Source organism: Sphaerospermopsis reniformis (assembly GCF_005402885.1).
Taxonomy (GTDB): Bacteria; Cyanobacteriota; Cyanobacteriia; order Cyanobacteriales; family Nostocaceae; genus Sphaerospermopsis; species Sphaerospermopsis kisseleviana.
Genome location: NZ_BJCE01000058.1, coordinates 1 through 25,546, shown reverse-complemented (window position 1 = coordinate 25,546; position 25,546 = coordinate 1). Strand labels below are relative to the sequence as shown.

22 protein-coding genes and 1 tRNA gene are annotated in these 25,546 nt (G+C 37.6%); 14 read left to right on the top strand and 9 right to left on the bottom strand.

Translation table 11 applies throughout. The features are described 5' to 3' along the window. Positions 1–126 precede the first annotated feature (126 nt). A complete protein-coding gene (locus FFR48_RS10690) occupies positions 127–462 on the top strand; it encodes an HmpF-related protein (protein ID WP_503827308.1) in 336 nt (111 codons plus the stop codon). Between the two features lie 24 nt (positions 463–486). Here FFR48_RS10690 and tilS read toward each other — a convergent pair whose 3' ends face one another. The 7 genes from tilS to FFR48_RS10655 all read right to left on the bottom strand — a co-directional run bounded on the left by tilS (position 487) and on the right by FFR48_RS10655 (position 10,336). Next, positions 487–1,476, bottom strand: coding sequence for a tRNA lysidine(34) synthetase TilS (tilS, locus tag FFR48_RS10685; protein WP_137667359.1), 990 nt, complete (start codon positions 1,474–1,476; stop codon positions 487–489). Positions 1,477–1,549: 73 nt separating this feature from the next. Beyond that, on the bottom strand, positions 1,550–2,569 hold the full coding sequence (locus FFR48_RS10680; protein WP_096568174.1) for a serine/threonine protein kinase: 1,020 nt from the start codon (positions 2,567–2,569) through the stop codon (positions 1,550–1,552). A 215-nt stretch (positions 2,570–2,784) separates the two neighbouring features. Continuing rightward, positions 2,785–4,296 carry an ABC transporter substrate-binding protein gene (locus FFR48_RS10675; protein ID WP_137667358.1) on the bottom strand — a complete coding sequence of 504 codons (1,512 nt, stop codon included), beginning with the start codon at positions 4,294–4,296 and terminating at the stop codon, positions 2,785–2,787. Between the two features lie 17 nt (positions 4,297–4,313). Continuing rightward, positions 4,314–5,612, bottom strand: a complete 1,299-nt coding sequence (locus FFR48_RS10670; protein WP_137667357.1) for an NB-ARC domain-containing protein — start codon at positions 5,610–5,612, stop codon at positions 4,314–4,316. A 511-nt stretch (positions 5,613–6,123) separates the two neighbouring features. After that, positions 6,124–7,167, bottom strand: coding sequence for a c-type cytochrome biogenesis protein CcsB (ccsB, locus tag FFR48_RS10665; protein ID WP_096568184.1), 1,044 nt, complete (start codon positions 7,165–7,167; stop codon positions 6,124–6,126). Positions 7,168–7,706: 539 nt separating this feature from the next. Then, positions 7,707–9,413, bottom strand: a complete 1,707-nt coding sequence (locus FFR48_RS10660) for a DUF3352 domain-containing protein (RefSeq protein ID WP_137667356.1) — start codon at positions 9,411–9,413, stop codon at positions 7,707–7,709. Positions 9,414–9,715: 302 nt separating this feature from the next. Further along, entirely contained in the window at positions 9,716–10,336 is a 621-nt protein-coding gene (locus FFR48_RS10655; protein WP_137667355.1) for a chorismate lyase, read from the bottom strand. A 121-nt stretch (positions 10,337–10,457) separates the two neighbouring features. Here FFR48_RS10655 and FFR48_RS10650 point away from each other — a divergent pair, with 121 nt between their 5' ends. The 11 genes from FFR48_RS10650 to FFR48_RS10600 all read left to right on the top strand — a co-directional run bounded on the left by FFR48_RS10650 (position 10,458) and on the right by FFR48_RS10600 (position 20,479). Continuing rightward, positions 10,458–10,796, top strand: coding sequence for a type II toxin-antitoxin system Phd/YefM family antitoxin (locus FFR48_RS10650; protein WP_096568190.1), 339 nt, complete (start codon positions 10,458–10,460; stop codon positions 10,794–10,796). 8 nt (positions 10,797–10,804) lie between these two features. Then, complete coding sequence (locus FFR48_RS10645; RefSeq protein ID WP_096568192.1) at positions 10,805–11,104, top strand: type II toxin-antitoxin system RelE/ParE family toxin; 300 nt, start codon at positions 10,805–10,807, stop codon at positions 11,102–11,104. 94 nt (positions 11,105–11,198) lie between these two features. Then, positions 11,199–12,209, top strand: a complete 1,011-nt coding sequence (hemB, locus tag FFR48_RS10640) for a porphobilinogen synthase (protein WP_096568193.1) — start codon at positions 11,199–11,201, stop codon at positions 12,207–12,209. Positions 12,210–12,273: 64 nt separating this feature from the next. Beyond that, positions 12,274–13,515 (top strand): FAD/NAD(P)-binding protein, encoded by a 1,242-nt coding sequence (locus FFR48_RS10635; protein ID WP_137667354.1) that lies wholly within the window; start codon positions 12,274–12,276, stop codon positions 13,513–13,515. A 188-nt stretch (positions 13,516–13,703) separates the two neighbouring features. Beyond that, the gene (gene thrS / locus FFR48_RS10630; protein WP_137667353.1) at positions 13,704–15,545 is read left to right on the top strand and encodes a threonine--tRNA ligase; all 1,842 of its coding nucleotides are present in this window, start codon (positions 13,704–13,706) and stop codon (positions 15,543–15,545) included. A 51-nt stretch (positions 15,546–15,596) separates the two neighbouring features. Beyond that, positions 15,597–16,655, top strand: a complete 1,059-nt coding sequence (locus FFR48_RS10625; RefSeq protein WP_096568199.1) for a CobW family GTP-binding protein — start codon at positions 15,597–15,599, stop codon at positions 16,653–16,655. A 171-nt stretch (positions 16,656–16,826) separates the two neighbouring features. After that, positions 16,827–17,477, top strand: coding sequence for a GTP cyclohydrolase I FolE (gene folE / locus FFR48_RS10620; RefSeq protein WP_096568201.1), 651 nt, complete (start codon positions 16,827–16,829; stop codon positions 17,475–17,477). A 148-nt stretch (positions 17,478–17,625) separates the two neighbouring features. After that, complete coding sequence (gene hisI, locus FFR48_RS10615; protein WP_096568203.1) at positions 17,626–17,979, top strand: phosphoribosyl-AMP cyclohydrolase; 354 nt, start codon at positions 17,626–17,628, stop codon at positions 17,977–17,979. A gap of 42 nt (positions 17,980–18,021) precedes the next feature. Further along, complete coding sequence (locus tag FFR48_RS10610; protein ID WP_096568205.1) at positions 18,022–18,804, top strand: CobW C-terminal domain-containing protein; 783 nt, start codon at positions 18,022–18,024, stop codon at positions 18,802–18,804. Next, entirely contained in the window at positions 18,801–19,616 is an 816-nt protein-coding gene (locus FFR48_RS10605) for a metallophosphoesterase family protein (RefSeq protein WP_137667352.1), read from the top strand. The genes FFR48_RS10610 and FFR48_RS10605 overlap by 4 nt, the downstream gene beginning before the upstream one ends. 143 nt (positions 19,617–19,759) lie before the next feature. Further along, positions 19,760–20,479 carry a metallophosphatase gene (locus tag FFR48_RS10600; protein ID WP_096568208.1) on the top strand — a complete coding sequence of 240 codons (720 nt, stop codon included), beginning with the start codon at positions 19,760–19,762 and terminating at the stop codon, positions 20,477–20,479. A gap of 125 nt (positions 20,480–20,604) precedes the next feature. Here FFR48_RS10600 and FFR48_RS10595 read toward each other — a convergent pair whose 3' ends face one another. After that, complete coding sequence (locus FFR48_RS10595; protein WP_096568210.1) at positions 20,605–21,813, bottom strand: NupC/NupG family nucleoside CNT transporter; 1,209 nt, start codon at positions 21,811–21,813, stop codon at positions 20,605–20,607. A gap of 195 nt (positions 21,814–22,008) precedes the next feature. On the opposite strand from FFR48_RS10595, the gene FFR48_RS10590 reads away from it, so the two are divergent. Then, the gene (locus FFR48_RS10590) at positions 22,009–23,118 is read left to right on the top strand and encodes a WD40 repeat domain-containing protein (RefSeq protein ID WP_201277604.1); all 1,110 of its coding nucleotides are present in this window, start codon (positions 22,009–22,011) and stop codon (positions 23,116–23,118) included. A 232-nt stretch (positions 23,119–23,350) separates the two neighbouring features. Here FFR48_RS10590 and FFR48_RS10585 read toward each other — a convergent pair. Continuing rightward, positions 23,351–23,431, bottom strand: a tRNA-Leu gene (locus tag FFR48_RS10585). 437 nt (positions 23,432–23,868) lie between these two features. Here FFR48_RS10585 and accC point away from each other — a divergent pair. Next, positions 23,869–25,215 carry an acetyl-CoA carboxylase biotin carboxylase subunit gene (gene accC / locus FFR48_RS10580; protein ID WP_096568214.1) on the top strand — a complete coding sequence of 449 codons (1,347 nt, stop codon included), beginning with the start codon at positions 23,869–23,871 and terminating at the stop codon, positions 25,213–25,215. Positions 25,216–25,546 lie beyond the last annotated feature (331 nt).

Here is a 25,546-nt window from a genome sequence, read left to right as displayed (position 1 = left end):
TCAGAAACTTAATTGGAACACAATCGCGTCTGGCTAAGGCGTGAAAGTCTACTGAGGGATAACTGCTCCCATGCTCCCGTTGAAGTAGAAAGTAAAGTCTAGTTTTGTCTAGGTTTTATATAGCAGATTCAGCAACTGAGTGCTGATATTGAAAGCAAGCAAGGGGAAATAGAACATCAAACCCATGAGTTAGAGTCTCAGCGTCAAGAAATTAAATCACTGGAAGCACAATTACTGAACTTGCAAACTACAACTGCTGAATGTTGGGGTAAGGTCAATCTTTATCAAGAAGCTTTACAACCTATTCAGGATTGTTTGGATGGTTTACGGGATAAGCTACAAGCTGTTTCTGAATCTGTAAATCATGTTCAAGAAAGTGGTGATTCTCAACTTCAGACTATTACCCAGATGCGTCAGACTATTAAAAGTTTGATTCCTCAATTGGATTTGTTAGCTTCTTAGAAAGGATGAGGATGAAAATCTCACTCATCCTTGCTTCTTGATTATACATATCCACTCACCTTGTACTTGAGCGATCGCTCCACCGGGAAAAGGATCAGTTTGAGAACGGTTGGGTGCTGTAATTAAAGCTGTGATTTTTTCAATGTGTTCAAAGTTGGGAGCATCAGGTAATATTTCCTGTAATACCTGACGCATCACCCGACGTTGCAAAGCTAGGGGTTGTTTTTTTAAAAGATGACGATTAAGTTGTAAATCTTCTTTCTCACCCTTTACTGAGGCTTCTAACCGCAATTGACGGGCTGTTTGTTCTAGATATTCTACCTCTGCTTGCAGTAGTTCTGCTGTTTGTGCTAGGTGAGATTCTACTTGGGGGTTGAAATTTTGCTTGAGATATGGTAAAAGTTCGTTACGTATGCGATTACGAGCATATTGTAAATTTTGATTTGTGGAATCTTCCCAAATTGGTAAATTAAAATCCTGACAAAATTGCTCAGTTTGGGTGCGAGTAACTTCTAAAAGTGGACGTACTAGGGTAATATTGTCAGTCATTGGACGTTGCCAAGTTAAAGCTTGTAAACCGTCAGCACCAGTACCGCGCATAAGGTTGTAGAGTAAAGTTTCCGCGCGATCGCTGGCTGTATGTCCAGTAATGATATATTGATAATTATATGTTTGGGCAATATTCGTTAAAACCTGATAACGCCAATTTCTAGCTGTAGCTTCACTATTAACAGGATTTATAGCTGTTTCTAAATAAAAAGGTATATTCCAAGTTTGTGCTAAATTTTGGACATGATCCGCATTAGCTGGAGACTCAGAACGCCAACGATGATCACAATGGGCTATAGCTAGATTCCATCCCCATTTAGGTTGTAAATCTAATAATAATTTAATTAAGCACAAAGAATCTTGACCACCGGAAACTGCGACTAATAGATTTTGGTGACGCTCAAATAAATGACGAGCGCGGATAGTACGATGTATTTGGGCGTGGAGAGGAGTCCATAAGCTCATTTTTCTGTTGCTGCTAGTGCATCATTTTAGTTGACAAGGATAGATTGAAATTCATAAGTTTAATGATCACAAATTATAATAAATATTTAATCAAAGGTAAAAAGAGAAACCCACCAATTACACAGACGACAACTAAGAAAAACACTTTCCAGCCTAGCGTTAATATATTTACCATAGCTAGTAAAGTCAAGAAAACTAGATTGAGAGCAAAACTTAAAAAAACAATTGGTACAGGAAATAAAGTTGGCTTATTATCTGCTGCAATTTCTTTGATTTCCTGTAAAATTTCCTGAGTATTTCTTGGTCTGTCTCGTGGTTGATGCTCTATTAAATCATCAATTAAATCTTTAAATTCTTCAGAAATTTCTGGAGCTTCATCTCGCCATAATAACTTTGATTTTCTTGGATCTAGTTGCAAGTTTCCATTTCCAGGATAAATTCCAGTTAGTAAATGAACAAAAGTACGACCCAAAGAAAAAAAATCAGATTGATAAGTTACCCCTATGCCATTTTCTTGTTCTGGTGAACAATAACCAGGTGTGCCAATTTGTGTACCAGGAATAGTTTGCTTTTGAGTTTTTTGAGTAGCTTCTTTAACAATCCCAAAATCAATTAATACTAATTGACCATCAGGTTTTAACATAATGTTATCTGGCTTAATATCCCGATGTAAATAGTTTTGACTATGAACATGATCTAAAATATCAATTAGTTGTTTTAGCCATTCAATAGCTAGTTTGGTGTTAGGAATTTTTTGATTTTGTTTTAGCCATTCACCTAAATCCTGTCCAGCGATTTTCTCCATTACTAACCCATGTAAAATTTCCTGGGTGTGAATACAACGAAATTTGAGATAACCATCCACTTTCACCTTGGGAATTCCTGGATGATTTAATTTTTTCAATACATCATATTCTTGTTCAAAAAGTTCCACCACTTTCGGATTGCTAGAATTTCCGAACCTTAAAACCTTAATGACTTTATGATCACCCATTAAGCTATCTTCTACCTCAAAGGTCTTACCAAAATTCCCATCTCCTAATTCTTGAAGTACATGATAACGATTGCTAATAATATCTCCTGGTTCGATCATAATTATCTCTCCTTTCGGTTAATAAAATATGGGTTGATTTTAAGATTTTAGCATTATATATGGGAGCATCCCAAATGTGTAAATTTGTGTAAATTTATTTTGATCTAACGAACTTAAATGTTCCAAGGGACTGATATGATTGAACCGCAAAGGGCGCAAAGGACACAAAGGTAAGAGAGTTTAAGAGATTTTTTAGTGTTGCTGCTGTCATTTTTTCAAAATTGGGATGCTTCCTGATCTAGACACTTTAAATCTGATACATTATAGTTAATCGGTACAAACATAGCCCCATAGGTAGAACATTGAGTAGGTACAACACGGACTATTTGAGAAATATTTTCTTTCCTATCTCCATCCTGATCAAAAGAAATAGTACCCGAAGCACCTCCTATAACCTGTAGACTTCTTAAATGCTGCTGTATATCTAATCTTTGTTTTTGCAAAGAATCGTTGATATTTAGTTTTTCCAGAGCTTTTGTCAACACCAAAGTAGCATCATGAGACATGGCAGTTTGAGCATCTATCTTACCTGTTCCCCAAAGGTTTTGGGCTTTGGTAATAACCTCCTGATTAGGAGCAGTTAAAGGATGCCAAGGAATGAATATTAAAAGATTTTTGACAAGATTTCTGCGATTGAGTATTTGAGGATCATATAAAACCCACAGTCCTCCCATCGGTAATTGATTTTCATTAACATCAATGATACTTAAAGTATTTTTGAAAGAGAGAGAATTAACATGACCATCGGGAATAAGAATAAGTGCTTTAGCTCGTTGTTTTTTAACTTCATTTAATATCTTATTAGGAATAAAGTTAGGTTGAGATATATCTATTGCAATTATCTTATTTGCATCCAATTGCTTCCGAAATTCTTCCAAAGCAGATTTGCTATAAGTGCTACTTGGTGTGTAGAAAATAGCTACTTTTTCTTCCTTAGCTAATTTAGCTAATTGCCATTTTTTAATCAGTAGAGTAGTCTGAACTTTAACGCTATTAACAGTGCGAAAGAAAAAATTATCTGGATATGTATTACCAGCTAAAATATCTGATCGCAGAGCAGTAGAAGCAGGAGAAATAAAAACTATTTGATGCTTGTGATAAACTGGTAAAGCGGCTTTAGTGAGTTCAGAGGCATAATGTCCAATAACTGCAACTATGTCTTTTTTAGAGAGTATATCTTCAGCTAATTTATTCACAGTGTTTGGGTTATTTTTATCATTAACAATGATAATTTTTAGACCTGGATATTTAGGATTTTTGTTAAATTCTTCCTGAACTTGTGCAGCACCTCTTAACAGAGCTTTTGCTATACCTTCAGAGTTTCCATTAATAGGAACTGCCACAGCAATAGTGTAACTTTTTTCACTAGTGATTTTTTCCTGTTGCATCAATTTGGCATTATTAAGGTAGATCAAAATTTCCGGGTTATTTGGATCTGTATTTCTCTTTTGAGTAAAATAATTAACAGCTTTTTGCCAGTTACCTGCATGAAAATATGAAAATTTCTCTTGTGTAAATAAACTTTCCTCACCACAAGATAAATTGTCAGATAATTTAAAGTTGTTACACCAAGTATTATAAAAATAATAATTATATAACCCAATAAATAAATTATCTTGAGGATGAATAATCCAATATCCCCAAACAGTAAAACTTAATATCAAGATTAAAAATGTTATTTTAGCCCTGATGGTGTATTGACGGAAGTTTTTGCGGATTTTTTTCATGTAATCAACCTTTACAATCAGTTATAACGTCTTTTAATATATTTTTTAATTAAAGGATTCAGAACCCAAAGAATTTTACCTCCTGCTAATATATCAGCCTTTTCAAGCAAACGCACTTGCCATAAATTATCTATCGCTTGACTAATTTCTCCTTTAAAGGGGAAAATTTGAGATATTTGAGCAATTAATAGTGGTTCTGTCGCTATCGCTAATTGTTGCATAATTTGAATTTCTAAGTTTGTTAAATTAAAAAAAAGTTTATCAAGTAATCCCATGATCACATCAGGTATATAAATTGTTCCTTCCAAAAATTCATAAATTTGTCCATCGTGAATATTTTTAATTGGTTCAGAAGCCAAAATTAAAGCTAATGGATGTCCTTTGTATGTGTCAATTAGTTGTTCTATTCCTGAATTGACAATTCCCAAATCTGTCAATAGGTTTTTAGCATCTTGAATTTGTAAACCGCATAATGAAAGTTCCTTAATTTGTTGTCTATTGACAAATAAATTCATTACTCTTGGTCTTTGTATACTGGTAAAAACCAAGCAGCTATTATGTGCTAAATCTCCAATTTTTCTTAGTAATAAATCATAATTTTCCGGTAATTCACTATTTCCCATCACTCCTTCCCATTGATCAAATATTAATAAACAATGATGCTGATTTAATAAATTAATCAGATTTGTAATTCTTCTATTTATATTTGCTTCTGGATTATTTGTTGCCAAATAGCACTCTATATCAGTTAAAATTTCTGCTAAGGAAGGGGAATATTCAAGACTCTTCCAAATCACATAATCAAAATCATTTTTAACCTTTTCAACTAACTCCCTCACTAGCGCAGATTTACCAATCCCATTTATCCCCAAAACACCTACCACACGACAGTTTTCGGTAACTATCCATTTTTGTAAATCAGACAGTTCTTGTTGTCGTCCATAAAAATCACTTACATCTGGTGCTTCCAGCAAATTTATATGTGAATTTATATGTGAATTTATCTGTGATGTGTGCTTAGTGTTCTCTTCTGTGACAAGTTCTTTCTTTTTTTTTAAAAGTTCGTCTAGCACTAACCGACAATTTTTTTTATTTATATCTGTTCCTATGGTATCACCCAGTTTCTTGAATAATTGGGGACCTTTAATAATCATGATGGTACTGGGAGCATAATTGGGAATTTTCATCTTTTTGTATGGTTCACCGTGCAGAGAATATTCCAGAATTGCTTCTTCACAAGGATCTAAATCTAAATCTTGTTCTTTTTCCCGCTTTACCCAATCTTTAAATAGTTTGATTAACTCTTTCCCATCCATAGTCCAGTTTTCTTTCAAGCTCGTATTGTGGATTGTATCTTAATTTGCACTAACTTTATTAAATTTATTAACTTTATTAGTTTTATTAGTTTTATGAGCTTAAATACTGATAATTAGTTAGTGATGACAATTACATATAGTGATGAGATACTTTTTTGTGTAAGGACAAAAAAAGAGGTTGTTGTGGTTGCTCAATACTCATTCAGGAACTAAAGCTAGTTAGAACAAAGAGAAGTTTTACTGGTATCGTTGAAACTATAGTAGATCAGCAATATTGGGTAAATTTCTATACAATCCATTGCAAATTGATGACTCACAGATATTACCTTGAAATTCATCAAACCAAGTATATTCAAGAATATTATACGTTATAACTTCTCCTTAATTTTTCTTTGTATCTTTGCGCCTCTGCGCCTCTGCGTGAGATCAAAAAAGATTCCCCCTCTCAACAGAAAGGAGGAATTAATGATCAAAACCTCAAAAGCTGAAAGCTGACTGCTGACAGCTAAAACTAGAAAAACCAACCGTAGGAATGTAAACCTTTACCCAAAAGATTCACACCTAAATAACAAATCCAAACTACAACAAAACCACCAGCAGCTAAAATTGCCGGTTTTCTACCTTGCCAACCGCGAGTAATTCTCGCATGAAGATAAGCAGCAAAAACTAACCAAGTAATTAAAGCCCAAGTTTCCTTTGGGTCCCAACTCCAATAAGAACCCCAAGCTTCATTAGCCCAAACACCACCGGCTATAATACCAATTGTGAGTAGGGGAAAACCCAAACCAATAACGCGATAACTAATATTATCTAGGGTTTCTGCTAGGGTAAGACGTTGAGGAGAAAGAATTTCCGCAGTAGCAACAGAGGTAATTTTTACCGCATCTAAAACAGCAGTACCATTCCCATTGTTATTACTTTCCAACCGGGAAAAACCATTATTTTCCGATGCAGGAGTTAGGGTTTCTGTGACTAATTCTTCAGCCTTGATAAGTTTGTAACCATTGGTGCGATAACCACCATTACCAAAAGAACTTCCTTGTAATTGAATGTTTTGGCCGCGAGTGACAATTAAGAAAGCGATCGCCAACAAAGAACCCACCATCAAAGCCGAATAACTCAACATCATCACACTGACGTGCATCATCAACCAATTCGACTTTAAAGCCGGTACTAAAGGTTCAGAAACCTGCATTTCTGAAGGTAAGGTTAAAGTAGCAAAAGCTGTAATTCCCATCGCTACAGGAGCAGTTACAACCCCCACTAACTTGCTACGACTCGTATTTTCAGCAATGAGATGGACAGCAGTAATTCCCCAAGTGAGGAAAAATAGAGACTCATAAAGATTGCTGAGAGGGAAATAACCAGCTTCAATCCATCTTGCCCCTAAAAGAGTAGCAATACACAAATTAGCGATCGCCATTCCAGCTGTCCCCAAAGCCGCAGTCACCGATAAACTCGGAAAAGCCGCCCCCACCCAATACACCAGCATAGTGCAGAACAAAACAGCAAAGGAGGCATTATCCAGCCAGTTCTGGAGTACAACCAGATTCATAAACACTTCTCTCCAGTAAATCAGTGATCAGTTATCAGTTATCAGTTATTTAACCCAAGTTGCTAGTTAAGAATAGGAGTCGTAGGGGCGAAGCATTCGGCCGACCAATGATCGATCAATTTTTGTCACAGCCTATTTTCCTGTAAGGGCGAAGCATTCGGCCGACCAATGATCAATTTTATGAAAAGGCTATTTTCCGAATGCTTCGCCCCTACTTCGCCCCTACTTTGCCCGTACAGGAGTCAGGATAAAGAATCAATTATGATAGTATTCCCTGGTTTTTTCCTGTCTATTTCTCCTTTTCACTTCCATTTGAGAGCCTTTCTTGCATAACTAGCAACTTACGTTAGTTATCAGTTCCAGTTAGAGAATTAATTTAACTCAAACTCTGATACTTTGTACTGAAAGCATTCCAACTATCCTGATTTGATCCTATCTAGTTTTGGTGATAGTTGATAGTTGATAGTTGACAGTTGATAGTTGACAGTTGATTGGGAAACATAAAATTGATTACCCAGTCCCCAGTCCCCAGTCCCCAGTCACCTATCACCCTTTTTCAGTTCCAGAAAAATGTCATATTGTTGACTACGATTATCTTTGACAGCAGTTGTCACCCCAACAGTGTGTATTGCTGCTAGTAATGCTTGTTGACTGGGAGATGCAGTATTGAAAGTAAAACTTTTAACCGCCCGTTCCATATCTAAGAAAAATTGTCCTTTGGGTGGATTCAGTTCAGAGGGAACTGTTTGTTGAAAAGGGCGAGTGCTGGCTAGTGTGTTGTTGGGTTTAGGAACAATTGTATCACTGACAGGAGCGCCCAAAACGAAGAAAAGCACATCTTCATCTAACCAACCATGAGTAGCAGTTAAAGTCCCAAAAGGTGAAATCCAGTTCACAACAGGTTTACCCGCCACAGTACCAGGCTCGACTTTAAACTGATATTGATTTTTCACTACTTCATCGAGATTTTGTAAAGCAGTTTCCGCAGATTGGCGTAAATTTCCCTGAGCATCACTAACCTTAATCATAAACACTAAACCAGCCCGAAAACTATCAGGTGCTGCATCTTTTGGCGTATTAGGAATTACAGCAACTGAAAATTCCCCTTTCATCCAACTGAGTAAATCTTTTTCTAAATCCAAATTTGTCAAAGATTTTACACTCTGTCGCAGTTTTTCCGGCTTGATAGGTGACAAAGGATTTCCTTTAGAAGTAGAAACATAGTCTGTCCACAAACGCTGTAAGTTACTGCCAGACAACATCATTAAAGTTTCACTGGGAAGGCGATTTTGCATACTGCCGGCTTTATTTTCTACCGCCAGCACGCGCTTACTATTGGGGTTTAACCAAGAAACCCCCTTTAACCTAATTCCTTGTGGTTCTAAGGTAATATTTCCCGCCACACCTTGGTTATTTTGAAGTTGCGTCAGTACCTGAGCGGGTAAACGTCGATTAGGAGCCGCTGCTGCTATTTTGGCAGCTATTGGTACATTGATATAAAATTGAGCAAAAGGTTTATAACTGCTTGTTTTTGAGAAGTTTGTGGCAAAGCCTTCTAATGTTGCCAAAGAAGCTTGATTTTTATAGGCATCAATTGTTCTTTCTGTGGTTTTAGCATTATCTGTAATCACGATAAAATGCTGATCTATTAATGCAGCCGAAAGCTTTTGTCCAGCTTGTTCTTGGGTTTGTTTAATCGTGATGCCTTGATAAGTGCGCTCAATCCATTTACCTTGTTTCAATGATTTAGGTTGTGCCAAAATACTTTTGGCAGTTTCGGGATTTTTGATTGGTAAAATCATCACCATTGACTGTTCATAAATCTCAGCATCAGTGGCTACTTGTTTAGATGTTTTATTCTCTAATGAAGGAGCTAAAACAGCGATCGTAACTTCATCCCCTACCCAGGGTTGAATATCTTTCTCGAAGTTATAACCATTGTTAGTTAACAAGCGTTGTTGCAACTTGATTAAATTTTTATCCAGTGCTTTTTGAGTTTCTGGTGTCCCAAACTCCCTTAACTTTTTCCATTGTTGAGTATCTGTTGTGAAGGAAACTGCAAACAAAGCATCTTGAGGAATAATATTTGCACCCACTGGCAAATTTCTAGATAATGGTTGTCCTTGGGTGAAAAACCAATATGCAGCACTTCCAGCACCAATCAATAACCCAGCAGTTGACAGGGTTACGATTAAAGATGGTTTCTTTTTTTTCTTGATCACACTAGACACAATAGGTAGTGCCATTACAAGTTATACCTATAAATAATTGCGAACAAATTACTGATTTGATGTTTTGAATCAAACCAAGCTCATTTAATCTCGCTCAGATTACCTAATTCTTGAAGAATTAGGGAATCTTATTGTTAACGAGAAGAAAAACAGTAAGTTATTGTTGATAGATATTTTATTTAACCTGTTTTGTCAAATTCCCAATGGAATCTTGTTGAAATTAATTTGCATCTTGAGTGAGATGTCATTCCAATACGGTGGGATAGTTATATCCTGACTACAAATGATTGGTTCTCAGTTAGTTGTTTTATCCTAATTTAATCATTACTACTACTCAACTGTGTCTGACCTAAATATTTAGTTAAGTGGGGTGAAAAAACTTCATAAATTAGGGTGAGAGGCTGTCCATGATGCCAAAACAAATAATGGCGACCCCAAAATGGTCCAGCTTGCTCAAATCCTAACTCTAAAGCTTCTGAGTAACCACAATAAATTCCGCGAATATCTCTATACAATTCTGTACGGATACGGGCTAAACTTGCCCAAATTGGTAAAGACCGATTTTGCAAAAATTCATCTACATGACTCGCTTCCCACCAAGAAGTGGCATAACCCAATCTTTTACCGGAAGCAGTCCGCAGCCATACCTGTCGCCGCAGTCTTGGACCTGGTACGGCTTCAATTAAGCTAGGGGCGTTATCTGAACTATTGCCAATTAAAGACATATCTATTACGTCTACTTCTGTGGGTTCACAAGTGAGTAATTGTAAATGTCTGGTTGGAGAACCATCACCTAAAAGTAGTAATTGCCAAGCAGGTGCTAACTGAGTGTGAGGTAAACCTTTTTGAATTTCCTCTCCTTCACCTTGCCAAATAGGTTTTAAACGATGCCAAGCGGTTGGCAGTGTAGTGGTTGTGGGCGTAACTATAGTAGTCAATTTTATTTACAAAACTTCACCTATCTCTATAAAAGCACAATCAGAGAATTATGTCAGTTGCGTAAATCCTGATTTCAGCATATACAATATGGAAAAAAGACTGAATTAAATACGATATTTTATGATTAACCTAGAAAATATTCACCCACTCACAGACTTCAAACGCAACGTCAAACAGTTTATCGAACACATCAAAGCTACAAAATCTCCTCTCGTTCTCACTGTTAACGGTAAAGCAGAAATTGTCATTCAAGATGTGGCTAGTTTTCAACAAACTCAAGAACGTTTACAGCTTGCAGAGTCAGAATTGCAAAAGCTAAAGTTTGAAGCATTGAAACGGGATGTAGCTTTAGGTGCGGAACAGTTAAAAAATGGAGAATACAGCGAATATAACGATGAGTCTTTACCCCATTTGCTGGAAAAGATTAAAGCAAGAGGACAGGATCAGCTAGGTAAATAAAGAGTTACATGAATAGCTACAGACTTTCCAAACTAGCTGAACAAGATTTAGAAGATATATGGGTTTATATTGCCCAAAATAATCAAATCGCAGTAGATACAGAAATCGCTAAAATTCTCAATTGCTTCCCAAAGTTAGCTAAATTTCCTGGCATGGGTAGAAGCAGAGATGATTTGTTGCCAGAACTCAGAAGCTTTCCTGTTAAACCGTACATCGTATTTTACACAAAAATTGATGATGGGATTGAGATAGTTCGGATACTGCATCACTCAAGAGATATTAATAGTCAATTTACAACTGATAACTAAACTATTCTTTCCGGCTTTGCCATATCCCACATACCACCCCGCAAGCTATATAATAATGATTATCATTTTAGAAAAGCAGTAATTTTAAGGTTGTATGCTGTCTGCAAATTCAAATACTGATCAGTCATTAAATTTGGTTCAGCGTCCTCGTCGTTTGCGACGGACTGAAACCCTACGGAACATGGTCAGAGAAACCACACTCACAGTAGATGACTTGATCTATCCCATGTTTGTGATGACTGGGGAAGGACAAAAAGTAGAAATTCCTTCCATGCCGGGATGTTATCGTTATTCTTTGGATCTGCTGTTAAAAGAAATTGCCGAAGTGTCACAATTGGGAATTGGTGCGATCGCTCTTTTTCCAGTTATCCCAGAAGACAAAAAAGACGACACAGGGACAGAAAGCTACAACCCAGAAGGTTTAGTACAAACAACCGTCAAAGCTATCAAAAAAGCCGTTCCCGACATCATCGTTATTACCGATGTCGCCCTTGATCCCTTCACCACACACGGTCATGATGGTTTAGTAGATGAAAACGGTGTTATTTTGAATGACCCCACCGTAGAAGTGTTGGCAAAAATGGCACTTTCCCAAGCTCAAGCCGGCGCTGATTTTGTCGCTCCTTCTGACATGATGGATGGTAGAGTTGGGGCAATTCGTCAAGTTTTAGATGCAGAAGGTTATATCAATGTCGGTATTTTGGCATACTCGGCAAAATACGCATCAGCCTATTATGGACCATTCCGAGATGCTTTAGATTCCGCGCCGAAATTTGGCGATAAAAAAACCTATCAAATGGATGCTGCTAACGCTAAAGAAGCTTTAAAAGAAGTGGAGTTAGATATTGCTGAAGGTGCAGATATCGTCATGGTAAAACCTGCCCTAGCTTATCTAGATATTATCCATCAAGTCAAAATCAATACTAACTTACCAGTAGCAGCATACAACGTTAGCGGCGAGTACGCAATGATCAAAGCCGCAGCCGCTAATGGTTGGATAGATGAGAAAAAAGTAATTTTAGAAACCTTAACCAGCATGAAACGGGCTGGTGCAGATTTAATTTTAACTTACTTTGCCAAAGAAGTAGCTTTGATGTTGATGTAATTGGGGACTGGGGACTGGGTAATCAATTTTATTTTTCTCAATTACCATTTACCAAATATGAATTATGACTAAAGTTACTGAAAAAATAGACTTAGCAATTATCGGTGCTGGACCTCATGCACTGACTTTAGTTGCCCATCTCTTGCAAAAACGCCAATCTATAAAAGGTAAATTCGCTGTATTTGATCCTAGTGGTTCATGGTTGAGTCGCTGGAAACAGCAATTTGCAGCTTTGGAAATTCCCCATTTGCGATCGCCAGCAGTGCATCATCCCCACCCTAACCCCTTTGCTTTAAGGAAATTTGCTGAATCTCGTTCTCTGGAACTCTTTCCCCCCTACGACTTACCCGGCACTCAACTATTTGCGGATTTTTGCCAGGATATCATCGCCGAACGACAGTTACAGGATCAGGTAATTCCTTTAGCTGTAACCAGCATTAAACCCCTTTCAGATCATTTGCGTCCTCAATTTCAATTAGGGCTGTCAGACGGAAAAACCATAACTGCACGGAGGGTAGTGTTAGCAACCAGTAGCGGTAAAATTAACATCCCTGATTGGGTCAATCAAATTGAAACAGAGTATCCTCAAGATAGACTCAGCCATTCTCACACTGTAGATTTACGGAAATATCATAGTTTAGCAGGTCAAAGAGTTTTAATTGTCGGTGGTGGTTTGACAAGTGGACATTTAGCTGTAGGGGCTATTTCTCGTGGTGCAAAAGTCCATTTAATGCTGCGAAGACAATTATCAGAAAAACTATTTGACGCTGCACCAGGTTGGTTAGGACCCAAATATCTCAAAGGATTTTTTGAGCAAAATTGGCAACAACGCTGGACACTCATTCAACAAGCTAGAAACGGTGGTTCAATGACTCCAGCAATAGCGACCCAACTTCGTAAAGAGAAGCATCGTGGTAATATTATCATTGATGAAAACTGTCAAATAGTCAAAGCAGAATGGTTAAGTAATAACTGGCAAGTAGAATGTGATAACGGTAATATTTACAACTTTGATTATATCTGGTTAGCCACAGGTACTAAATTTGATGTCACCACCGAACCCTTACTACAGGACATTTTAGCCACCTATCCCATCCAAATAGTCAACGGTTTACCTGTGTTAGATACTTATCTGCGTTGGCCTGGTTGTGAATTATTTATCATGGGTGGTTTAGCAGCATTACAAGTAGGACCCACAGCTAGAAACCTATCCGGTGCAAGAATGGCCTGTGAAAAAATCGTTCCGGCAATAGTTAAACCTAGTGTAGCTTTTTCACCTAGTATTACAGAAATTAAAGCCAGCTAATACAATTTTGGATTTTAGATTTTGGATTTTAGATTGGAATAAATTCAATATCATCCAAAATTCTGCCTCCTGCCTCCTGCCTCCTGCCTCCTGCCTCCTTGCTGTATTGTTCCAAAAAAATAAACTTCAAACTTAGTAACATTCAGACCTTTTTGCGCTAAACTGATAACGATTCTCATTTTTTTGCTATGGTCAGTTCATTAACCCAGTCCCAAGACAGCTTAAACGAGCAAGATAGCGACAAACTTACACGCATTCGCCATACAAGCGCCCATATCATGGCAATGGCGGTACAAAAGCTATTTCCAGGAACTAAGGTAGCAATTGGACCTGTCACAGAAACAGGATTTTACTACGATTTTGACTGTCCAGTCAGCATCACTAGCGATGACTTGGCAAAAATTGAAGTGGAGATGAGACGGATAATAAAAGCTAATTTACCTATTATCCGCGAAGAAGTAGAAAGAGCAGAAATTCGCGCCGAAATTACCGAATTAAATGAACCCTACAAATTAGAAATCTTAGAACGTATTCCCGCATCAGAAATTATCACACGTTACTTTATTGGTACTCCTGAAATTGCCAACTCAGAACCTTCATTGTTTGTCACAGATATTAAACCTACTAATAATTGTTGGTGGGACTTGTGTGCAGGACCCCATATTAACTTTACCGGAGAAATTGATGCTAATGCCTTTAAATTATTAAATGTTGCTGGTGCTTATTGGCAAGGGGATGAAACCAAACAGCAACTACAAAGAATTTATGGTACAGCTTGGACAACAAAAGTTGAACTAGAAACTTACCTACAACAAAGAGAAGAAGCACTGCGTCGAGATCATCGAAAATTAGGTCAAGAACTTAATCTATTTAGTATTCAAGAAGAAGCTGGAGGGGGCTTAGTATTTTGGCATCCCAAAGGTGCAATTATTCGCTACATCATTGAAGATTATTGGCGCAAATCTCATCTAGAATCTGGTTATCAACTATTATATACTCCTCATGTAGCGAATCTCGATTTATGGAAAACATCGGGTCATTTTGACTTCTATCAAGAGAATATGTTTGACTCGATGGATGTGGAAAATCAGGCTTATCAAATTAAGCCCATGAATTGCCCTTTTCATGTTCTAACTTACAAACATCAACTCCATTCCTATCGAGAATTACCATTAAGATGGGCAGAATTAGGAACAGTATACCGCTATGAACGCTCTGGAGCATTACATGGTTTAATGCGAGTGAGAGGCTTTACTCAAGATGATGCTCATATTTTTTGTTTACCCGAACAAATTGCCGAGGAAATTTTAGGAGTTTTAAATCTCACTGAGAAGATTTTATCAGACTTTGGCTTTAAACAATATGAAGTTAATCTTTCCACCCGTCCAGATAAATCAGTAGGTAATGATGACGTTTGGGAATTAGCAACCACAGCACTAGAACAAGCTTTAAATGCTAAAGGTTGGAATTATAGTATAGACGAAGGAGGCGGAGCTTTTTATGGACCAAAGATAGACATTAAAATTAAGGATGCGATCGGTCGTTTATGGCAATGTTCCACAATTCAGGTAGATTTTAATTTACCCCAAAGATTCGAGATGGAATATATAGCATCCGATGGTAGTCGTCAACAACCTATCATGATTCATCGGGCTATTTTTGGTTCTTTAGAACGCTTTTTTGGCATTTTAATCGAGAATTACGCAGGTGATTTTCCCCTATGGTTAGCACCTGTACAACTGCGGCTTTTACCTGTAAGTGATGATTGTCGAGAATATGCAACATCCGTAGCAAATGATTTACAAAAAAGCGGATTTAGAGTAGAATTAGATAGAAGTGGGGAGCGTTTAGGTAAACAGATTCGCACAGCAGAACTAGAAAAAATTCCTGTTGTTGCTGTAGTTGGTAAGAAGGAAGTAGAAAACAAAACTTTGAGTGTCAGAAGTAGAAAATCGGGAGATTTAGGGGTTTTGAATTTAGCTGAACTTGTCAAGTATTTACAAAACAGCTTAAATTTGACAGGCGGTTAATTTTTTTGATTAATTTCAAACATCAACATTTTCAATTCACAAGGTTTAAATATGAATACTGTAACAGAATCAACTGTAAATACAATTCCAGCTATTCCCAAAACAGGAATGCCTGTCACTATCATTACAGGATTTTTAGGTAGTGGGAAAACTACTCTTTTAAATCAAATTCTCCAGAATAAACAAGATTTAAAAGTGGCAGTTCTCGTCAATGAATTTGGTGATATTAATATTGATAGCCAATTGCTAGTTTCTGTAGACCAAGATATGGTAGAACTCAGCAATGGTTGTATATGCTGCACCATTAATGATGGTTTAGTTGATGCAGTGTATAGAGTTTTAGAACGAGAAGAACGCATTGATTATTTGGTAATTGAAACTACTGGAGTAGCAGATCCTTTACCCATAATTTTAACTTTTTTAGGAACAGAACTCAGAGATTTAACTAATCTAGATTCAATTATTACCGTCGTAGATGCAGAGACATTTGATCAACGACATTTTGAAAGTGAAGCAGCATTACAACAAATTACCTATGGTGATATTGTTCTGCTGAATAAAACAGACTTGGTGGACTTGCATAAACTGCGAGAAATAGAAGATTTTATCCATGATGTCAAGCAAGGTGCGAGAATTTTACATACTCAATTTGGTAAAGTTCCTCTACCATTAATTTTAGGTGTAGGCTTAACACCAAAAGATGAGTATATTACCGATGATGTAGAAGATACTCACGAACATCACCACCATGATCATGACCATCATCATGAACATCACCACCATGACCATGAACACCATGAACATCATCATCACTCCCACCATTTAGAAAATGATGGTTTTGTGTCAATCTCCTTTCAAGCAGATAAACCATTTGATGTCAATAAATTTGAGAACTTCCTAGTTGAAAAAATGCCACAGGATGTATTTAGAGCTAAGGGCATTTTATGGTTTAGTGATAGTGAGTTGCGCCATATTTTTCAACTCAGTGGACCTCGTTACAGTTTAAATGCTGATGACTGGAAAACAGCGCCTAAAAATCAGGTAGTTTTCATTGGCAGAAAATTGGATAAAACTGAAATTTATACAAAACTTAACAATTGTCTGCTATGATAAATAAGTGTTAAAAAATTGCCCAAAACAGTTAATAGTGATTTCTAAGGATGATACCCAGATCCCCCACTTCTGCGATCAATTCACAATTTATTAACACGACAATAAAAGAAGTCGGGGATCTTATCACTCTATTAACCAACAAATAATTTATCAAATCCAAAGCAAACAATGACTTTATCAATTAGTCCCGTTCTCAATTCTGCTGATCAAGTTGTGTCATCTTTATCCACTCAGCAACAACCCAAAGTTACAGAAGCAGAAATGATGCAAGCTGTCAGAACATTGCTGATTGGACTAGGAGAAAATCCTGACCGGGAAGGGTTGAAAGATACTCCTAAAAGAGTCGTCAAAGCCTTACAATTTCTTACCAAAGGATATCATGAATCCTTAGATGAACTGTTAAACGGAGCAGTGTTTACAGAAAGTGCGGATGAAATGGTATTAGTGCGAGATATTGACATTTTCAGTTCTTGCGAACATCACATTTTACCAGTCATTGGCCGCGCTCATGTTGCTTACATTCCTAATGGTAAAGTCATTGGTTTATCAAAAATTGCCCGTATTTGTGAAATGTATGCAAGACGTTTGCAAGTTCAAGAACGTCTGACTTTACAAATAGCTGACGCACTGCAAGGTTTACTCAAACCCAAAGGAGTTGCAGTAGTGATAGAAGCAACTCATATGTGTATGGTAATGCGTGGTGTGCAAAAACCCGGTTCTTGGACTGTCACCAGTGCAATGCGTGGTGTATTTTCAGAAGATGCACGCACCCGTGAAGAGTTTATGAATTTAATTCGACACAATGCTAATTTTCACTAAAGTTAGGTGACAAGTGACAGGTGACAGGTGACAGGTGACAGTGAAGAAAATAGAGAATATAAAACAAGTTCTTTTATATTCATTCCTGACTCCTGACTCCTGACTCCTGCTGTAATTAAGTAATTAATTTATTCATGATTTATTAGATATGATTCTCCCATCTGAAATGATTAGAAACTTAAAATTTAACTCCCAAGGTTTAATTCCTGCGATCGCTCAAGATTACCGTGATGGTACTATATTAATGATGGCTTGGATGAACGCCGAATCAATTCAAAAAACCTTAGCCACAGGTGAAGCTCATTATTGGAGTCGTTCCCGTTCTGAATTATGGCATAAAGGGGCAACATCTGGACATATTCAAAAGGTAAAAGAGCTTTTTTATGACTGTGATGGTGATACAATTCTCATCAAAATTGAGCAAATTGGCGATATTGCCTGTCATACTGGTGCAAGAAGTTGTTTCTTTAATGCTGTAGAAATTCTGTTTCCTCAAACATAATTTTAATTATCATTCTAATTATAATTCTAATTCTAATTGCTCATGAATATACCAAGCATTACCGTTGTAGCTGGATTATCTGGAACTGGAAAAACTACCTGGATTCGTCAACAAATCAGAGAAATCAAACCTTCTGAAAAATTTGAGAAATTAATTTATTTCAGTCCAGGAACAGGAAACGTATTAATTGATCATAGTTGTATAGCATCTGAATTTCCAGGAATTAAAGTTTTTGGGGATAATCAAGAAATTGAATTTATTCATCACATCCCAGAAGCGAATCATATTTATATAGAATTAGGTTCTTATCTAGAATTATCAACAATATCCCAAATATTAGATAATCTCAATTATCGTGCAGTCGCTATTTTACCACCCAATGATCAAAACTCAGAATATCATACATGGACTGAAGAAATTTTCTATGGCGCACCTGTGGAAATAATCCACATAGAAAATATTTGGCGCGTGTGTACAACCGGTCAAGTTATTGATGAAAATAGTTTAGAAGATTTTTGGTATGAAATAACTCATGGTGCTTATGGTGAAGTTGTCCGCGCTAAAGGTATTTTTGATGTCAATGATGGACGTTATATATATTGTGATTTTGTCGCTGGTGTTCCCCAAACAGAGTTTTTAGAATTAGATTTACCCAGATATTTAGAAGGTAGACCACAGCGTTTTAGTGGCTTAGAAATATCAGGTACAAATTTAGATGAACCAGCATTAAAATCAACATTATCAGATTGCTGTTTATCTGATTATTTAATTTCCCAATATCAACAACAAGTCAAACAAATTTTATTAGAAGGTCAAGCAGTATGAAAATAGCAGTCATGTCATGTATTCATGGTAATAATGAAGCCTTAAATGCTGTATTATTAGATATCGACCAACAAAAAGCAGAAAAAATATTTTGTGTAGGTGATTTAGTGGGATATGGACCCTATCCCAATGAAGTTGTTAACAAAATTCGCTCTTTAGATATTCCGACCTGTATTGGTTGTTGGGATGAAGATATAGTCGAAGGTTTGAATGCTTGTGATTGTAGTTATCCTTCATTATTAGCAGAAAAAAGAGGAATCCAAGCTCATGAATGGACGAATAAAGAAATTACCCCAGAAAACCGCGAATTTTTAGCCAATTTACCTTACAGTATGCAATGGGGAAATTTAGCTTTTGTTCATGGTAGTCCTCATAGTAATCATGAATATTTATTACCAGAACTTGATGCTTTTGTCGCTTTAGAAAGGGTTATTTCTACAGGTGCAGATGTGCTGTTTTGTGGACATACTCATGTCCCTTATGTGAGAACTTTAGATGCGGGTAATTTACAGGTACGGGTTGATATAGATAGTCATAAAAAATCACAAAAAATTAGTTTTACATCTCCTATAAAGAGAATTATTAATGTTGGTTCAGTAGGAGAACCGCGACATGGTAGACCGAATCCAACTTATGTCATTTATGATCAAGAAACTCAAGCAGTGACATTAAGAGAAGTTGCTTATGATTATCAAAAAACCTGTGCAGCAATTATTGAAAAAGGATTACCAAAAATATTTGCTTGGCGTTTAGCAAATGGTTTAGAATTTGCTGAAAGAGCAGATGATCCTACTCATGTTTGTACAAGGTGATTGGTGATTGGTGATTGGGAGTGATAAATTAATTCTTTATCCTAACTCCTAACTCCTGACTCCTGACTCCTGACTCCTGACTCCTGACTCCTGACTCCTGACTCCTGACTCCTAATCTAAAATCTAAAATCTAAAATCAAACTATGTGGGTTATTTTGAGTGGAATTGAAGGTAATTTAGCAGCTTATGAAGCTGTGATGGCTGATATTAAGCGTCAACGTTATGTAGATGCTTTATATATTTTGGGTGATTTAGTTGGACCAACTAAAGAATCTGAACAACTGGTAGAAAGGGTAAAATCTCCCCGTCGTGGTGAGTTAGAACCAATGATTTGTAAAGGTTGGTGGGAAGAACAATGTTTAAATTTACATGGTTTAGGACCCTCTGGGGATAGTCCTGAGTTATTAGCAAAATATGGGGGTGATGCAGTCAAGATGTTATGGGACTGTGTTTCTCGTTCAACTGTACAATGGTTGAGAAGTTTGGATTTTGGTTTTTTTGAATTAGATTGTTTATTAATTCATGGTTCATCTCTTGGTGTGAGTGATGAACTGACTCCAGAAACTCCCCCGGTTCAAATGTTAGATAGACTCTCAAGAATGCAAGCAAATAATTTGTTTTGTGGTCGTTCTGGTTTAACTTTTCAATATCAGTTACAAGGGGGTTCTGTTATGAGTGAAATTACCACTCTTGACAGTAAAATTTCTCCGCAAACGGTAACAGTTTCACCCCGTCAAGTGATTGGTGTGGGAAATGTGGGACGTATTCCTGGTCAAGCAACTTATACTATTTATCATCCTGGTTCTCATAAAGTGGAATTTAAAACTGTTTATTATGGGAATAAAAAAGGATTTCAAAATTAATCTAGTGCATTTTATCTGAGTTGAGTTACACACGGTTAGGGAGGATTTACTTCCAAAAGATAAAAGATGTAAATTCATTCCGCTTCCAGTTTTCCACCTGTTTGCTAACTGCTAAATGCTGACAATTAAATCAACATCCCTGCAATACCAGCAGTAATAAAACCTGAAAGTAATCCCCCAATCATAGATTTAACACCCATCCGCGCTAAATCATGTTGACGCTTAGGAGCCATACCAGTCATACTACCAATAGTAATCCCAATTGTGCCAATATTAGCAAAATTACATAAAGCATAAGTAGCAATAATTATAGAACGTTGGGAAATTTGCTCTTGCTTAATCAGTTCACTTAAATCTAAATATGCCAAAAATTCATTTAAAATCGTCTTTTTTCCCAATAAAGCCCCGATTTTACCACAATCAGCCCAAGGTATACCCATCAACCAAGCAACGGGAAACATAATAAAAGATAACATCCATTCTAAGGATAATTGCGGTAAACCTACAAGCGTTCCCAACCATCCTAACAAGGCATTTACAGCAGCCAGTAAACCCAAAAAGGCAATAATCATTACACCCACATTCACCGCTAACTTAACACCATCAAGCGCCCCAGTGGTTGCTGCGTCAATGACATTGACAGAATTACTCTTTGTTTCCACATTGACTTTACCAGCAGTTTCCGATACTTCTGTTTCTGGATAGATTAACTTTGATACCATTAAAGAAGTAGGAGCAGTCATAAAAAAAGCAGCTACTAAATGTTCTGCGGGAATACCGAAAGAAAGATAAGCACCTAATACGCCACCGGCGATAGTCGCAAAACCACCAGTCATCACCGCAAATAGTTCTGATTGAGTCATGTTTGCTACATAAGGCTTAACCATTAACGCCGCTTCTGTCGGACCTAAAAAGATATTACCAGCGCAGGATAAAGATTCAGAACCCGATGTTTTCATGGTTTTCATCATTACCCAGGCCAAGGTACTGACTACCCTCTGTAAAATACCATAGTGATATAAAACACCAATGAATGAAGAGAAAAAGATGATCGTTGGTAAAACTTGAAAAGCAAAAAAATGATCTTTGAAATTTTCACCAAAGACAAATTTAGCACCGACATCAGAAAAAGCTAAGAAATTACCGATAATATCCCCCAAAGATTTAAAGACTTTTAAACCCCAAGAAGTTTTAAGAATTACCAATGCTAAAATAAATTCTAAACCCAAACCCCAAGCAATTGTTCGCCAACGCACAGCATGACGGTTAACAGAAATTGCATAGGATATACCAATAAATACTAAAATACCAAGTGCCGAAATAACCCTTTCCATGTTGATTCCTAAATAACATTCATAAAAATAGTAATCTTTTTAACGCTTTAAAACTCAATATAAGAAAATCTTGTGTTATGAGACTATTTGCGCTATTATGAGAATGATTCTTATTGCTGCTAGGCTGTAAAAATAAATCACAAGTAAATTATTAAACATTACAAAAAATAGTACAAATATAACTAAGTATTAATTATGTCCTTAAAAACAAAGATACAGGGTGAGTTTGAGCAGATTTGGGAGGGGATGTTGTCAGATTATGTAACAGCGATCGCCTGGTCATCCCAAGGTACAATTCTGGCAGCGAGTTCAGCAGCAGGAGAAGTAGTTTTATACCATAGTCCAGAACAGCAATTAGTTAAATATTTAGTCAAATATTTAGTCAAATATTTAGTCAAATATTTACAAACCTCTGACGGAGAATCTATAAATAGCCTGGTTTTTTCCACAGATGGACAATTTTTAGCCGCAGGTGGACAAAATGGACAAGTAAAAATTTGGCGTTTACAGTCAGAGGAAGCAGAACTAATCACAGTTCTAGAAAATAACCGTACCTGGGTAGACCGCATGGACTGGAGTCCCACCAAAAATCAACTAGCTTTTAGCTGTGGTCGCTATGTCCAGGTATGGAACGCAGACACAGGTAACATAGAAACCACCCTGAATTTTGATACCTCCTCTGTCCAAGATATTACTTGGCATCCCAATGGTGAAAGTTTAGCCATTGCGGGTTATCAGAGTGTGAAATTTTGGATGTCCGCAAATTGGGATGATGACCCTTCTGTTATACCAGTAGATTCAACCAGTTTGGTGATACTGTGGTCAACAGATGGTAAATATATTGCTTCTGGGAATATGGATCGCTCGATCACGGTTTTGGAGTGGAATGACCCAAATCCTTGGGTAATGCGTGGTTTTCCTGGTAAAGTTCGCAATTTAGCATGGTCAGATACACCGACAAAATCAGGCGCACCTTTATTAGCTGCTTCCAGTGTAGAAGGGATAGTAATCTGGGAAAAAAATGCTGATAACTGGGATAGTAGAGTATTACCCAAACATGAAGGTAATATCCTATCAATTCAATTTCAACCCAATACCCATTTATTAGCTTCTGCTTCTGAAGATGGTAGCGTTTGTTTGTGGAATCAAAGTAAACGATTGCTACAAGTTCTTTATGGTGCTAACAACGGATTTTCCTGCCTTTCTTGGCATCCTCATGAATCTAAATTAGCAGCTGGAGGTAAGAACGGTGAATTAATTATTTGGTCACCAGGCAGCAGGGGTCAAGGTTTCGGTAGGCGATAATCAGGGACATTGACACTACCCTGCCTAAAGTCCTACGGTGTACACACAAGTGGTATCTGCAAGGGTTTCAGGCGTTATAGACCCCTGAAATTATCATTACGAGTGCAAGTAATCACATAATCCTGTAGTTTTTGCGATCGCTTCGTTGTTCCTCCTCTGTGGGAGACTCAAATAAATCTCAAATTACGCTTCAACTCTTGTCATCAATTTATTCAACTTTGAAAAATATTAATGCGGATGGCGAGACTCGAACTCGCAAGGCAAAGCCACACGCACCTCAAGCGTGCGCGTATACCAATTCCGCCACATCCGCACGGTTGCCTAGAAAACCACTATAGCATAAAAAATTAATAATGAAAGATATTTTCCAAAATTTTTTCCAAATGTTTTAATCAGGGAATGGGTAATTGGTAATGGGTAATTAGCCCGGATTTCTCAGCAAAATCCTCAAACCCTTATAAAATATGGATTCTGGGTTTTTACACTGCGTCAAAAATCAACCCGGTGAAAAATGCCAGAAACCGTTTCCCTATAAGGATTATATAGATTGTGATCGCATTGTTTGTGAGAAATGCGGGATTAGGTGATTCATATTCCCAGTCACCAATCACCTATCACCAATCACCTATCACCAGTCACCAATCACCAGTCACCTGATAAATTTATGAGAATTTACAGTAATGCGACAGCTTTATTTGAATGAGATGGGAGAAAATGTCAATCTACTGGTACTAATATCACAGCTAGAAAATGAAGTTTGACAAAATTTTAATTGCTAATCGGGGAGAAATAGCTCTTCGCATTCTCCGCGCTTGTGAAGAAATGGGAATTTCTACAGTTGCTATTCACTCTACTGTTGACCGAAATGCTTTGCACGTACAACTAGCTGATGAAGCGGTTTGTATTGGCGAACCAGCAAGCGGTAAAAGTTATCTGAATATTCCCAATATTATTGCGGCTGCGTTAACACGCGGTGCTACTGCGATTCATCCTGGTTATGGGTTTTTGGCGGAAAATGCCAGATTTGCGGAAATTTGTGCAGATCATCAAATTGCCTTTATTGGACCCACTCCCGAAGCAATTCGCTTAATGGGGGATAAGTCTACTGCTAAAGAAACCATGCAAAAAGCCGGAGTTCCCACAGTACCCGGAAGTGATGGGTTAGTAGAGACAGAAGCCGAAGGATTAGCGATCGCCAAAGAAATCGGCTACCCTGTCATGATTAAAGCCACCGCTGGCGGTGGAGGTCGGGGAATGCGGCTTGTCCGTTCCCAAGATGAATTTGTCAAACTTTTCCATGCAGCCCAAGGAGAAGCAGGAGCAGCTTTTGGTAATGCTGGCGTTTATATAGAAAAATTTATCGAGCGTCCGCGCCATATAGAATTTCAAATATTAGCGGATAACTACGGTAATGTAATTCATTTAGGTGAAAGAGACTGTTCAATTCAACGCCGTAACCAAAAGTTGTTAGAAGAAGCCCCCAGTCCCGCCCTTGACCAAGAACTGCGGGAAAAAATGGGACAAGCAGCCGTCAGAGCCGCCCAGTTTATCAACTACACTGGTGCAGGAACTATAGAATTTCTCCTCGATAAATCTGGTCATTTCTACTTTATGGAAATGAACACCCGTATCCAAGTTGAGCATCCAGTCACAGAAATGGTAACGGGTGTAGACCTGCTAGTAGAACAAATTCGCATTGCCCAAGGTGAAAGACTCAAATTAACCCAAGACCAGGTAATTTTAAGGGGTCATGCCATAGAATGCCGTATCAACGCCGAAGATCCAGATCATGATTTTCGTCCAGCACCCGGTAAAATTAGCGGTTATCTCCCACCAGGAGGACCAGGGGTAAGAATTGATTCCCATGTATACACAGATTACCAAATTCCCCCTTATTACGACTCTCTCATCGGTAAGTTAATAGTTTGGGGACCCGACCGCGCTACAGCAGTCAACCGTATGAAACGGGCATTAAGAGAGTGTGCCATCACCGGACTACCTACAACTATCCCCTTTCATCAAAAAATCATGGAAAACCCGCAATTTTTACAAGGTCAAGTTTATACCAGCTTTATCCAGGATATGAAATTACAGTGATTAGGGAACAGGGAACAGGGAACAGGGAATAGGGAATAGGGAATAGGGAATAGGAAAATGCAAAAGTTACAATTTTCATTTCTCCTGCCTCCTGCCTCCTGCCTCCTGCCTCCTGCCTCCTGCCTCCTGCCTCCTGCCTCCTACCTTATACCCCCTATCACCTGCCTCATGCCTCGTTCAACCTCAATAACCCGCACCACTAAGATAAGTCCGCATTGGAGCCGCATTAAAATCTAGTTAAGTAAGGTAAGATCGTAATCGTCCACGTGTGCTCTTCAACCACATTCACAATATCTGATAGCGGACCGTCGCATCAACAAACAAAACACAC

Excerpts from the sequence above, each read along its gene's own strand:
- thrS (WP_137667353.1), top strand. The coding sequence starts at position 13,704 with ATGGTCAGTTCATTAACCCAGTCCCAAGACAGCTTAAACGAGCAAGAT.
- FFR48_RS10680 (WP_096568174.1), bottom strand. The coding sequence starts at position 2,569 with ATGATCGAACCAGGAGATATTATTAGCAATCGTTATCATGTACTTCAA.
- FFR48_RS10660 (WP_137667356.1), bottom strand. The coding sequence starts at position 9,413 with ATGGCACTACCTATTGTGTCTAGTGTGATCAAGAAAAAAAAGAAACCA.
- FFR48_RS10670 (WP_137667357.1), bottom strand. The coding sequence starts at position 5,612 with ATGGATGGGAAAGAGTTAATCAAACTATTTAAAGATTGGGTAAAGCGG.
- FFR48_RS10590 (WP_201277604.1), top strand. The coding sequence starts at position 22,009 with ATGTCCTTAAAAACAAAGATACAGGGTGAGTTTGAGCAGATTTGGGAG.
- FFR48_RS10635 (WP_137667354.1), top strand. The coding sequence starts at position 12,274 with ATGACTAAAGTTACTGAAAAAATAGACTTAGCAATTATCGGTGCTGGA.
- FFR48_RS10595 (WP_096568210.1), bottom strand. The coding sequence starts at position 21,813 with ATGGAAAGGGTTATTTCGGCACTTGGTATTTTAGTATTTATTGGTATA.
- FFR48_RS10675 (WP_137667358.1), bottom strand. The coding sequence starts at position 4,296 with ATGAAAAAAATCCGCAAAAACTTCCGTCAATACACCATCAGGGCTAAA.
- accC (WP_096568214.1), top strand. The coding sequence starts at position 23,869 with ATGAAGTTTGACAAAATTTTAATTGCTAATCGGGGAGAAATAGCTCTT.
- ccsB (WP_096568184.1), bottom strand. The coding sequence starts at position 7,167 with ATGAATCTGGTTGTACTCCAGAACTGGCTGGATAATGCCTCCTTTGCT.
- folE (WP_096568201.1), top strand. The coding sequence starts at position 16,827 with ATGACTTTATCAATTAGTCCCGTTCTCAATTCTGCTGATCAAGTTGTG.
- FFR48_RS10605 (WP_137667352.1), top strand. The coding sequence starts at position 18,801 with ATGAAAATAGCAGTCATGTCATGTATTCATGGTAATAATGAAGCCTTA.
- hisI (WP_096568203.1), top strand. The coding sequence starts at position 17,626 with ATGATTCTCCCATCTGAAATGATTAGAAACTTAAAATTTAACTCCCAA.
- hemB (WP_096568193.1), top strand. The coding sequence starts at position 11,199 with ATGCTGTCTGCAAATTCAAATACTGATCAGTCATTAAATTTGGTTCAG.
- FFR48_RS10625 (WP_096568199.1), top strand. The coding sequence starts at position 15,597 with ATGAATACTGTAACAGAATCAACTGTAAATACAATTCCAGCTATTCCC.
- FFR48_RS10610 (WP_096568205.1), top strand. The coding sequence starts at position 18,022 with ATGAATATACCAAGCATTACCGTTGTAGCTGGATTATCTGGAACTGGA.
- FFR48_RS10645 (WP_096568192.1), top strand. The coding sequence starts at position 10,805 with ATGAATAGCTACAGACTTTCCAAACTAGCTGAACAAGATTTAGAAGAT.
- tilS (WP_137667359.1), bottom strand. The coding sequence starts at position 1,476 with ATGAGCTTATGGACTCCTCTCCACGCCCAAATACATCGTACTATCCGC.
- FFR48_RS10600 (WP_096568208.1), top strand. The coding sequence starts at position 19,760 with ATGTGGGTTATTTTGAGTGGAATTGAAGGTAATTTAGCAGCTTATGAA.
- FFR48_RS10650 (WP_096568190.1), top strand. The coding sequence starts at position 10,458 with ATGATTAACCTAGAAAATATTCACCCACTCACAGACTTCAAACGCAAC.